General features: G+C 43.5%; 7 protein-coding genes and 6 pseudogenes. 12 read left to right on the forward strand and 1 reads right to left on the reverse strand.

Going from position 1 to position 12,025, the window contains the following annotated elements; genetic code table 11:
• Positions 1–198: 198 nt before the first annotated feature.
• The 10 genes and pseudogenes from G7Y90_RS11655 (at position 199) to msrB (ending at position 9,906) form a co-directional block, all read left to right on the forward strand.
• Positions 199–2,027 (forward strand): annotated as a pseudogene (locus G7Y90_RS11655) (extracellular solute-binding protein).
• Positions 2,028–2,130: 103 nt separating this feature from the next.
• Positions 2,131–2,373, forward strand: a complete 243-nt coding sequence (locus G7Y90_RS11665; protein WP_250162431.1) for an MBL fold metallo-hydrolase — start codon at positions 2,131–2,133, stop codon at positions 2,371–2,373.
• On the forward strand, positions 2,306–2,908 hold the full coding sequence (gene gloB, locus G7Y90_RS11670; protein ID WP_250162432.1) for a hydroxyacylglutathione hydrolase: 603 nt from the start codon (positions 2,306–2,308) through the stop codon (positions 2,906–2,908). Before G7Y90_RS11665 ends, gloB begins: the two co-directional genes overlap by 68 nt.
• A gap of 90 nt (positions 2,909–2,998) precedes the next feature.
• A pseudogene (locus G7Y90_RS11675) lies at positions 2,999–4,064 on the forward strand (microcin C ABC transporter permease YejB).
• A gap of 60 nt (positions 4,065–4,124) precedes the next feature.
• Positions 4,125–5,155, forward strand: a pseudogene (locus tag G7Y90_RS11680) (ABC transporter permease).
• Between the two features lie 124 nt (positions 5,156–5,279).
• Positions 5,280–6,909: pseudogene (locus tag G7Y90_RS11685) on the forward strand (ABC transporter ATP-binding protein).
• A gap of 222 nt (positions 6,910–7,131) precedes the next feature.
• Positions 7,132–8,298 carry an iron-containing alcohol dehydrogenase gene (locus tag G7Y90_RS11690; protein WP_250162433.1) on the forward strand — a complete coding sequence of 389 codons (1,167 nt, stop codon included), beginning with the start codon at positions 7,132–7,134 and terminating at the stop codon, positions 8,296–8,298.
• On the forward strand, positions 8,285–8,437 hold the full coding sequence (locus G7Y90_RS11695) for a hypothetical protein (protein ID WP_250162434.1): 153 nt from the start codon (positions 8,285–8,287) through the stop codon (positions 8,435–8,437). The genes G7Y90_RS11690 and G7Y90_RS11695 overlap by 14 nt, the downstream gene beginning before the upstream one ends.
• Positions 8,438–8,704: 267 nt before the next feature.
• Positions 8,705–9,610: a peptide-methionine (S)-S-oxide reductase MsrA gene (gene msrA, locus G7Y90_RS11700; RefSeq protein ID WP_250162435.1), complete on the forward strand. Its 906-nt coding sequence runs from the start codon at positions 8,705–8,707 to the stop codon at positions 9,608–9,610.
• Complete coding sequence (gene msrB, locus G7Y90_RS11705; RefSeq protein ID WP_250162436.1) at positions 9,574–9,906, forward strand: peptide-methionine (R)-S-oxide reductase MsrB; 333 nt, start codon at positions 9,574–9,576, stop codon at positions 9,904–9,906. Before msrA ends, msrB begins: the two co-directional genes overlap by 37 nt.
• Before the next feature lie 126 nt (positions 9,907–10,032).
• Here msrB and folE read toward each other — a convergent pair.
• A pseudogene (folE, locus tag G7Y90_RS11710) lies at positions 10,033–10,628 on the reverse strand (GTP cyclohydrolase I FolE).
• 352 nt (positions 10,629–10,980) lie between these two features.
• Between folE and G7Y90_RS11715 the strand changes: the two are divergent.
• Both G7Y90_RS11715 and G7Y90_RS19165 read left to right on the forward strand, forming a co-directional pair.
• A pseudogene (locus G7Y90_RS11715) lies at positions 10,981–11,785 on the forward strand (enoyl-ACP reductase FabI).
• 106 nt (positions 11,786–11,891) lie between these two features.
• Positions 11,892–12,020, forward strand: coding sequence for a hypothetical protein (locus tag G7Y90_RS19165; RefSeq protein WP_502937354.1), 129 nt, complete (start codon positions 11,892–11,894; stop codon positions 12,018–12,020).
• Positions 12,021–12,025 lie beyond the last annotated feature (5 nt).

The raw sequence follows: 12,025 nt of genomic DNA on the forward strand, positions 1-12,025 counted from the left end.
GTCTTTTTTTATGTCTATTAGCGTTTTTTTAAGTAGCATAATGCGTTATGTAGCATCCTTAACACCGCAAAGCATTAGGTTAAAAACCTAAGTTTGTTATGATAAAATTTCTTCAATTGCCTATTTGCCGTCGTCGCGCATTTTTTATCCAAGTCGGTTTAGAGTAGAAGGTCGTTATGAGGGGTATTACTAGTCATGATGCTAAAAAATACCATACTAAAAGCCGTCTTGCTTGTCATGACTAGCAGCTGGATACCTGTTAGTATCGCAGCGCCAATCACCACGACTGCGCTTGGGCACAATAGTACCACTGAGATATTGACGTACCATACATGCCCTATGCCAATCCAAAGGCGCCCAAAGGTGGTACGCTTTCATTGGATGCACGCGGCACCTTTAATGCGGCCAATAAATGGATGACCACAGGTGTGGCGATGGTTGGTACGGACTATCTGTATGATACCTTGATGACAGGCTCACTCAATGAAGCCTTTACCATGTATCCGCAGCTGGCAACCAAAGTAACTTATGACCCTGATGATACCAGTTGGATTATTTACCATATTAATCCTGCTGCGCGCTTTTGGGATGGCACGCCGGTCACCAGCAGTGACGTCAAAGCGACTTATGATGCACTGTTAAATAAGGTCCGATGTATATTCGCAGCTATTTGGGTGATATTAAAATATTGAAATTATTAATAAGCAGCAAGTCAAATTTGTCTTTGCTTCTGAAGATAATCAAGAAATTCTATTAACGGTCGGACAGTTTCCTATTTTTGCCAAGTCCTCTATCGATACTGATTTTGAGAAAATCACTTTGACGCCATTGATGGGCAGTGGTCCTTATAAGTTAGGGCGTGTCGATGCAGGGCGCTCGGTCAGCTATGTACGTGACCCCAATTATTGGGGTCGTGATTTGATGGTCAATCGCGGTCGTTATAACTTCGATATGATTAAGTTTGTTTATTATCAAAGCGATGAGATTGCCTTTGAAGGTTTTAAGTCTGGTCAATATCGTTTTCGCCCTGAGAATAAAGCGTCGAACTGGGCAACGGGCTATAAATTCCCTGCAGTCAAGGCAGGGATGATTAATAAAGAAACGATTAGCAGCGAAAACCCAGTACCAATGCAAGGGCTAGTGATGAATATGCGACGTCCCATCTTTCAAGATATTCGTGTTCGCCAAGCACTGAGCAAGGCTTATGACTTTGAGTGGATGAATAAGACCTTGTTTCATGGGCAGTATGAGCGCTTACAAAGCTTCTTTCATGGCTCCGAGCTTGCCGCAACAGGGATGCCATCTGCTGAAGAGATGCAGGTGCTTACGCCTTTATTACCCAAGCTTGAACCGCTGCAACGTCAAGCCGTATTAATGGAGTGGCAATTGCCTACCAGTGACGGTAGCGGCTTTAACCGTAAAGGACTGTTAGAAGCGCGGCAGCTGTTGCTAGATGCTGGGTTTTATTATAACGATATGAAACTATATCAGCCCAATGGACAACTTGCTCAGATTGAGATATTGATGACAGGCGAAACCATGGGTCGGGTGCTGCTGCCATATATTCGAAATCTAAAGCGCTTGGGATTTGATGCGACGTTACGTCAAGTCGACGGACCACAATATTATGAGCGGGTACGCCGTTTCGATTATGATATGGTGGTCGATGTATTTGCTCAGAGTTTATCCCCTGGTGCGGAACAAGTTGGCTTTTGGGGTAGCTCAGCCGCTGACCAAGCGGGCAATAGAAACACTATTGGTATTAAAAATACGGCGATTGACACAGTAATAGATCAGTTAGGCAAAGCCAAAAATCGTGATGAGATTGTTTTTATACTCAGGTGCTCGATCGCCTACTACGTGCTGGTCATTATTTAGTGCCCTTATACGGCAAATCAGCGACCAATGTCGCCTATTGGGATCAATATCGTCATACTGAAAAACTGCCCTCTAATGCCATCGGTATTGACTACTGGTGGACGGATAAAGAAGCAGAAGCACATGTTAACCAATACTTGAAGCAATAATTTAGAACAATAAAGGAAATAACGCTTCATCTTAAAATTTTATTTCGTTTAAAAATCAATAAAAGACATCAGCAATAAAGATAACTACTGGTAAGGATTTAATATGACTATTCGCATTCACCCAATCAAAGCGTTCAATGATAATTATATTTGGACATTGATTAATGAAAATAATAAACAGGCGATCGTGATTGATCCTGGTCAAGCTGAGCCTGTCATGAGTTATTTGGAAGAAAATAAATTAGAGCTAACGTCTATCTGGACGACTCATCATCATCATGACCATATCGGCGGTCGCAGAACTGCAAGAGTCTTATCCGATGACGCATCTGGTTGCGCATACTGAGCATAATGTCGATGAAGATCAAACCATCAAAGATGGCAGTACCGTCAGTGCGTGGGGCTGTGCAGCACAAGTATGGGATGTGTCCGGTCATACCGCAAGCCACGTGGCGTATATTTTAGATATCGATGGACAGAAGCATTGTTTTTGCGGTGATACCTTATTTAGTGCTGGATGCGGACGGGTATTTACGGGGACGATTGAGCAATTACACAACAGCTTTAAGCGTTTAAATGGTTTACCAGCTGAGACGCTACTATATCCTGCGCATGAATACACTGCCAGTAATCTGCGCTTTGGACTATCTATTGAACCTACTAATGACGCAATGCAGCAAGCACTGATTCAAGCAGAAGAAAAAACCACTCAAAGTATTCCGACGTTGCCAGTCACTCTAGAACATGAACGTGCGATCAATGTATTTTTACGGACGCAAGAGCCGAGTGTGATAGCAGGGGTGAAGTCTAAAACAACTATCGATGATGATAAATCTTTGGCTGTATTTGCTGCGTTACGTGAGCTTAAAAATAGCTTTTAAACCATAACGGGCGCTTCGACTGACGTTTCGATAGTTATTAGCTGCGTATTCTTTCTGTCGTCATATTTATTATCTTAGGAAGCCGTCGTTATGGGTCGTTATATCTTAAAAAGGTTACTACTGATATTACCGACGCTTTTTTGATATTGCTCGCAAACTTTGTGATTGTACAAGCAGCGCCTGGTGGTCCTGTCGAGCAGCAACTGGCGCTTATTGAGCAAGGGGCAAAAGACAATGCGCTTGGCGGTAATATTGGCGCGGGTAGTGCGGGAAATAACAGTACCTATCAAGGTACGCGTGGCTTATCTGAGGAAATGGTTGCAGCGATTAATGCCCAATACGGCTTTGATAAATCGGCACCTGAGCGCTTTTGGCTCATGTTAAAGAATTACGCTCAGCTAGATTTCGGTGAGTCTTTTTTTAAAGGGCAGTCGGTAACAGATTTAATTATCGAGAAATTACCCGTTTCTATCTCGCTTGGACTCTGGAGCACGCTGCTGATTTATATGATAGCGATTCCACTAGGTATCTATAAAGCCATGCATCATGGTCGGGGATTGATAAAGTTACTGCTATGCTACTGGCTATCGGGCATGCAATACCTGTTTTCGTATTTGCCGTTATATTACTGGTGTTTTTTGCCGGTGGTAGCTACTGGAATATCTTTCCACTGCAAGGATTAACTTCTGAGAACTTCGATCAATTAAGCGCGCTGGGTAAAATCAAAGATTACTTTTGGCATTTAGCGCTACCACTGCTGGCAAGTACGATTGGCGGTTTCGCTGGCTTGACTTATTTGACCAAGTTTAGCTTTTTAGAAGAGCTGGGTAAGCAATATGTGCTTACTGCTCGTGCCAAAGGCTTGGCTGAGCGTCAAGTGCTATACGGACACGTGTTTCGTAATGCCATGCTGATTATTATTGCAGGTATTCCAGCGGCTATCGTTGGCATTTTCTTTGCCGGAAACTTCTTAATCGAGATTATTTTTAAACTTGATGGTTTGGGGTTGTTAGGTTTTGAAGCCATTCAGCAGCGCGATTATCCGGTGATATTTGGTACATTGTTTATTTTTACCTTGGTCGGACTGTTATTACAGTTAATCAGTGATTTGAGTTATCACTTGATTGATCCTCGTATTGATTTTGAGGGGCGATAATGTCAGATAAAATATCAAATCATCCGTTACCTTCAACGCACATCTGCATCTCCTGTCTCTATGCCAAAAAAACGTCGCCTAAATCCTATCTGGCAGGCACGCCTCAACCGCTTTCGCCGTAATTGTCTAGGCGTCGTATCATTATTCATTTTTGTGCTGATATTCGTCATTTGTATGGCAGCCAATGTGATTGCCAATGACAAGCCGCTACTGGTGCAGTATCAAGGCGATTATTACTTTCCTGTCCTAAAAGCCTATCCTGAAACGGCTTTTGGTGGGGTGTTTGAGACTGAAGCCAATTATAAAGACCCTGCGGTGCAAACGCTGATTAATGAGCAGGGTTTTTACATTATGCCGCCGATTCCATTTGCCGATCAGACACCAAACGTTGAGCTGGGTATTCCATATCCAGCAGCGCCCAATAGCCAGAATTGGCTTGGTACTGATGACTTAGGCCGTGATGTGTTGGCACGGATACTTTATGGCATGCGCGTGTCATTATTGTTTGGTTTAGCATTAACACTTGCTGGGGCAGTGATTGGCATCATCGTCGGTGCGATACAAGGCTATTACGGTGGTTGGATAGATTTGGCAGGGCAGCGCTTCATGGAAGTATGGGGCGGTATGCCGCAGCTGTTTATGATTATTATTTTGGTCAGCTTATTCAGCCCTAGTATCTTCATGCTATTTGCTATGATGTTATTATTTGGTTGGATGGGACTGGTTGGTTTGGTACGGGCAGAGTTTTTGCGCGCGCGTAACTTTGACTATGTGCGTGCTGCGCGTAATCTTGGGGTATCGGACAGTCAAATCATGCTAAGGCATATCTTGCCCAATGCCCTAGCGTCAAGCTTGTCACAACTGCCATTTATATTAACAGCTATATTATTGCTTTAACGGCACTAGACTTTTTAGGTTATGGCTTGCCGCCTGGGTCACCGTCTCTCGGCGAGCTGATGGTACAAGGGAAAAATAACCTAGATGCACCATGGCTTGCGCTATCTGGGTTTTTTAGTTTGACCTTTATCTTATCATTGCTGATTTTCGTTGGCGAAGCGCTACGTGATGCCTTTGATCCGAGGCGCTCCTGATATGACAACTGATGATGTGACAACTGATGATGTGATAACGACTAATATAACGACTACTAAGCAAAGTGTTACTGAGCACAATGCCCATTCAAATAACAATCATAGCAATAGCCAAAATAAGCTTATGCTGAGCGTCGATAAACTTAGCATCGTCACGGACGCAGGCAGCGTTCTGGTCGATAAACTATCGTATGAGCTACGGCAAGGGCAGACGTTAGCGATAGTAGGTGAATCAGGCTCTGGCAAATCCATTGCAAGTCTCGCGCTATTAGGCTTATTGCCAGACAGTTTGACTGTTAGCGGTGAGGTGAAGCTGGCAGGGTCAGCAGGTTTGACTGTGCTACCGATAGCCAATGCCAATGTTGGTGTTAGTGCTAAGGCACGTAACGCTGCGCTGCGCTCTATTCGCGGACAGCGCATCGGCATGGTGTTTCAAGAGCCGATGACAGCGCTCAATCCACTACATACAGTTGCCAAACAAATTGCTGAATCACTACGTCTAGTTGGTGTGCCCAAGAAACAATGGCAAAGCCAAACAATCGATTTACTAAATGATGTCAATATTACCAATCCGATTGATAAGTTGAACCGCTATCCGCACGAGTTATCAGGTGGTCAACGTCAACGGGTCATGATTGCCATGGCATTGGCACAGCAGCCTGATATTTTAATCGCTGATGAGCCGACCACCGCGCTTGATGTTACTCTCCAACATGAGATTCTCGCTCTATTAGATGATCTTAAGCGTCAGCATAATATGGCGATGGTGCTTATTAGCCATGACCTCAATCTGGTCAGGCGCTACAGTGATGACGTCATCGTGATGCGCCAAGGACAGACGATTGAGCAAGGGCAAACCGCAGCGGTGTTTAACCAGCCCAAAGCCGAATATACCCGCTCGCTAATCAAACAAGACTTTGGCCAAGCACTGAACTTCTCTAATGATGATAAATTCAGCAATCAACCGTATTGCAAGTCAGCAATTTACAAGTACAGTTTCCCATTGAAAAAGTCTGTTTGGTGGTACTAAGCGCTGGTTTGATGCGGTAAAAAATGTTGATATGACGCTACAGAAAGGGTGGGCGTTAGGCATTGTAGGTGAGTCAGGCTCTGGAAAAACCACCATCGCACTTGCGTTAAGTCAATTACTTAGCAATCAAGCGCGTGTGGGTGGCGAAATAATGGTCAATGGACAAGATATTTCAGTATTGTCCAAGGGTGAGCTACGTCAGTTTCGCTCGCAAATTCAAATGGTATTTCAAGACCCATTTGCCAGTATCAATCCACGTATGACGGTGATGCAAATCGTTGAAGAAGGATTGCTCGTACAAGGCGTTGATAAGGCAGCACGGCAGCAGGCAGTGATGGATAGCCTTACTACCGTGCATCTGCCAGCTGAGTTTTCGCATCGCTATCCGCATGAGCTATCAGGTGGTCAGCGTCAGCGTGTCGCACTTGCGCGCGCCCTTATTATGCAGCCGAGTCTATTGATATTGGATGAGCCGACGTCCGCGCTTGATAGTACCACGCAGGTGACCGTCGTTAATTTACTACGTGAAATTCAGGAAAAATTGCAAAAAATGCAAATCAGCTATGTGTTTATTAGTCATGACTTAAAAGTGGTGCGCGCCTTATGTCAGCAAATTATGGTGCTTAAAGATGGCATATGTATTGAGTCTGGACGTACTGAAGATATTTTTAATAGCCCACAGCATCCCTATGCGCAGCAGTTGCTGCAGGCGAGTATGATTTAGCTTAGCCAAAAAGAGTTAAGCAGATAGAGTCAAATAAGTAGAACATGGCAGTTCATACTAATTGCGATATCCTAAAAATAGCAGTGATACAATAAGTTAAACAGACGTTCACTTTAGTTAGATGCTTAAATTTGTTTAATTTTTAGTTAAAGAGCAGTTTAAATCGCTGCTTTAAAGGATTGTCATCGCTATTATTACCATCAATAAAAAGGATTTTTACTCATGAAAAAACAAAATAGTATTGCTAAATTAGTAAATAACAAGTTAGTAAATACTAATGGATTGCAGCAAGTTGGTTATTTAGCCGTTGCTAAAACACGCGCTAAAGTCTTAAAAGCGTTCGCTTATGTTGTTCCAATTAGAAGACCAATGCTATTTGTTGGTGAGAGCTCTTGTGAAGAGCTATGTGATATGGCTATCAACGAAGGCAGCACCAATGTATTTATCGTCACTGATGCCGTGCTTAATAAGCTAGGTATCCCAGCCAAAGTGACTGATTATCTAGATAGCAAAAATATCAGCTATACCGTTTATGACGGCATTACCCCAGACCCTACTTTTAAGGTTGTCGAAAAAGGACTGCGCAAATCTATCGATGCTAAGTGCGATTCAATTATTGCCATCGGTGGTGGTTCGGTCATTGATGCGGCTAAGATGATTGCGATGTCACAAGGCAATAGCTGCAAGCCGCAACAACTTATCGGCATTCTTAAAGCCAGAAAGCCTTCTATGCCGCTCTATTGTATTCCTACCACGGCTGGCACAGGTTCAGAAGCAACCCTTGGTGCAGTAGTATCAGACGATAAAACGCATCAAAAAGCGCTGTCTATTGACCCAAGAATGGTGCCATTAGCAGCGGCTATTGACCCTGTTATTATGAAAGGCATGCCGGCTCATATCACAGCGGATACGGGTATCGATGTTTTAACGCACGCGCTTGAAGCTTGGATGAGTGCTAATGCGAGCGTAGAGACCGATTATTATGCGGCTTCTGCGGTCAAATCTGTGATGCAAAACCTACCGCTGGTTTATAAAGACGGCGGCAATCTTAAAGCCAGAGAAGAGATGGGTATTGCCGCTCATTACGGCGGTATCGCCTTTAATAAAGCGGGTCTTGGTTACGTCCATGCTATCGCTCATCAGCTAGGGGCGTATTACAGTATTCCTCACGGTCGTGCCAATGCCATCGTGCTGCCGTATGTGCTTGATGTCAATCGTCAAGGAAGTAAAAAAAGACTGGCAGAGTTGGCTAGAAAAACAGGTATGGTAAAATCGGGACAAGCTAGCAAGAGTGATGCTGAGATTGCCGACCACCTCATCGCGCAAGTACGCGAACTGATTGCTACTTTGAATATAGATCCAACGGGTGAAAGGCATGCAAAGCAGTGATTTTGATAAAATTGCCAAAGCAGCAGCAAAAGAAGTCAGTGATACCTATGCCGTACCAACGTATCTATCAGCGTCTGAAATCAAGGCTATTTTAACCAAGATTCAGCAAGCCAGTGATGAGCATACTGCTGGAAAATAAAAGAGTAACTAAGCTACATAAGCTGCCTAAGATATATTGATGTAATATAAAAGAGCACACTACGCTGTCCGTAATGTGCTCTTTTTTTAATTATTGTACTTTGTAGCAAACTTATCTTATTAAGAAATTGGGTATAATTCAGGATTATACTGTTTAATTATATTAAATAATATCTAATTACTGTTAAATTTTTATAACAATGTAGGTATGGTTTAGTGAGGTCAAAGAGTTATCATAGTTATATTATATTACTTTTAGGAGGTATCGATGAATCATAAATTAAAGACGGGCGCTATTTCGATGGCTGTAGCAGCCATCAGTATGGTTTTCGTTGGCTGTGCTGCCACCGAAAATACGCCCGCTGTAAAAAATACTGCCATCGATAATCCTTATGCGCCAACGGATCCAAATCTCGCAGTCGCTACGGTCGCTGGCGGTTGTTTTTGGTGCGTGGAAGCGGGTTATGAAAAGATACCTGGCGTTGTAGAAGTGGTCTCTGGCTATACCGGCGGTCAATCGACCAATCCAACTTATAGCACTGTATCAGCAGGCGGCACAGGGCATACTGAAGCGGCTCAAGTATATTATGACCCGACGAAAATCACCTATAATGGTCTCGTTCAAGCGTTATGGCGCATTGGGGATCCTACCGATGATAAAGGTCAGTTTGTAGATCGTGGTACTCAGTATCGTCCTGCTATTTTTTATAATAATGCACAAGAAAAGCAGATAGCAGAAGCGGCTAAGCAATCACTGCAAGACTCTGGTATCTATAGCAAACCAGTTGTGATTGAAATTGTTGCTGCTAGCAAGTTTTACCCATCTGAAGAGTATCATCAAGATTATAAGAAAAACCCAATCCGCTATAAAGCTTATACCTTTAATTCTGGTCGCTATCAGTTTATCGAAAGTGTCTATGGTAAAGACTACGAGCTGGATTTTAGCCAGTTTAAACCTACGGCGGCAGATAGCGTACAGGCATCATTAAACAATGCGACAGCTACTAAAGCTAGTACAGGATTCAATCCTGATACTTTTGTGAAGCCTGCACAGGATGAGCTAAAGCAGTCACTCAGTGACATTCAATATAAAGTCACTCAAAAAGACGGCACCGAACGCGCTTTTGATAATGAATATTGGATAATAAAGCGCCTGGGCTGTATGTCGATGTGATATCGGGGGAGCCACTATATTCCTCTCGTGACCAATACAAATCTGGCACTGGCTGGCCAAGCTTTACCCGTCCATTGAGCACAGATATGGTCGTTGAGAAGGAAGACCGAGGGATATTCGGCACCCGTACCGAGATTCGTAGCCGCTATGCAGACTCACACGTCGGTCATGTATTTGACGATGGTCCAGCACCGACAGGCAAGCGCTACTGTATGAATTCAGCGGCAATGCGTTTTATTCCACTGGCGCAGATGGAAGCAGAAGGTTATGGCAATTGGATTGATGACGTAAAATAGGTTAGTTAAGCTTCGTTATATTGCAATCAAGGATTGATTGCTAATTATTAATGATAGCTATATTGAAAGGTACGCATTAAAAAAGGATACTTAAGTATTTTTTATTATCTATTATTACTTGAAGCGTTAGAATGCAGGCTGACGTCTAGGGATCGCACTCAAAAACTCATTGCGTGCTTGATTGTCATGTACGTACTCACCCAACATCGAGTTGTACGTGTGGTGGAGTGCTGCTTATTTACGCCGCGCATCATCATGCACATATGCGCTGCATCCATCACTACTGCTACGCCGCGACAGCCAGTGACATCCATGATAGTTTGTGCCACTTGCTCGCTTAAATTTTCTTGAACTTGCAAGCGACGGGCGAACATGTCGACGATACGGGCAAATTTTGATAAGCCCAGTACTTGACCATTGGGTAAATAGCCTACATGAGCGATACCATGAAAAGGCAGCATATGATGTTCGCACAATGAATAAAATTCAATATTTTGTACCAATACCAGCTCGCGATTGCTCGATGGAAACAGGGCGTCGTTGACGACTTCATCCAAGCTTTGATGATAACCTTGGGTTAAATGTGCAAAAGCTTTCGCGGCACGCATCGGCGTTTCTTCAAGACCGGGACGCTGTAAGTCCTCGCCAGTTGAGAGAATCAGTTGGCGATAAGACTCAACGCTTTCTTGGTAATTTGATGCTATTGTTGGGGTGTTACTCATAAGTTTGGCAGCCATCCAAAATGTGGGTGTAGCTTAACGCTAAATCCCTAATTACGAACAGTCACAAATAACTGTGGTAAAGGATTTTTATAAAAATTGTGCAAGCTGGGAAGGGCTGTGATTATACTTGAAATCTACTTAACTTCATACTGCTGTGGCGAGCAGTTGGGCGTTTAATCAATATTAGACGCCATTATAAGGGAATACAGTTTACGACTGTTTACTTAAATTAATTCGTGTATAATGACTTATTTTATAATTTATGCTTTTTACGCTGTGATATTCATCGTATCTAATCACTCTAAATAACCTAATATGATTAATAATTTTGATCGACCCAAAAGGAAATATTATGCTACTACAAGGACAACGATTTGTCGTGACAGGCATTGCGAGCAAACTGTCTATCGCTTGGGCTATCGCTGAGGCACTGCACCGTGAGGGTGCCTCATTAATTTTCACTTATCCTAATGATAAGATCAAAAAGCGTGTCGATATGGCAGCGGAGAAATTCGAAGCAGATTTGGTACTTGAGTGTGATGTGGCGTCTGATGAGTCTATCGCTGCCTGCTTTGAGCAAGTCACTGCCCATTGGGGTGATGGAATCGATGGTGTGGTACATGCGATTGGCTTTGCACCGATGGATCAGCTTGATGGCGATTTTGTTAATGCGACGACCCGTGAAGGCAGTCAAATTGCCCATGATATCTCAAGCTATAGTTTTGTAGCATTAGCCAAAGAAGCTCGTGCTTTATTGGCCATGCGTCACGGTTCGATGCTGACATTGACATATGAAGGTAGTATCTCGGTATTGCCAAACTACAACGTCATGGGTATGGCAAAGGCTAGCCTTGAAGCCAGTGTTCGCTATTTGGCTACTTCGATGGGTGGTGAAGGCATTCGTGTCAATGCGATATCAGCAGGTCCTATTCGCACGCTTGCTGCCAGTGGCATCAAATCATTCCGTAAAATGCTCGATATCAGCGAAAAAATCGCGCCGCTAACGTAATATCACACAAACCGAAGTCGGTAATGCGGCGCTTTTCTTGCTATCACCTTGGGCATCTGGTATTACCGGCGAGATTATGTTTGTTGACGCAGGTTTTAATACCGTTGCTATCAGTGAGCAATTAATGAGGCTTGATGAGCCGAAATAATCCACTTCAATAGTCGATTATAGGGTTCTATAGATCAGGAAGGCAGCCAATCGGTTGCCTTTTTGGTATAATAGGCTTTTTGGTGTGAAGCCATTAGGCGGCGAATATGATAACCAAATTACCAAAGTGGATATTGTGGGGCGGGGCAGTACTGGCATTCAGTGCTGGCTGTGTTAACACTGCTGCGTTAATGGGGTTTACCAATCTATCGGTTTCTCACGTCACTGGAACGTAAGCTTA

It is taken from the genome of Psychrobacter sp. WY6, from assembly GCF_018448495.1.
GTDB lineage: Bacteria > Pseudomonadota > Gammaproteobacteria > Pseudomonadales > Moraxellaceae > Psychrobacter.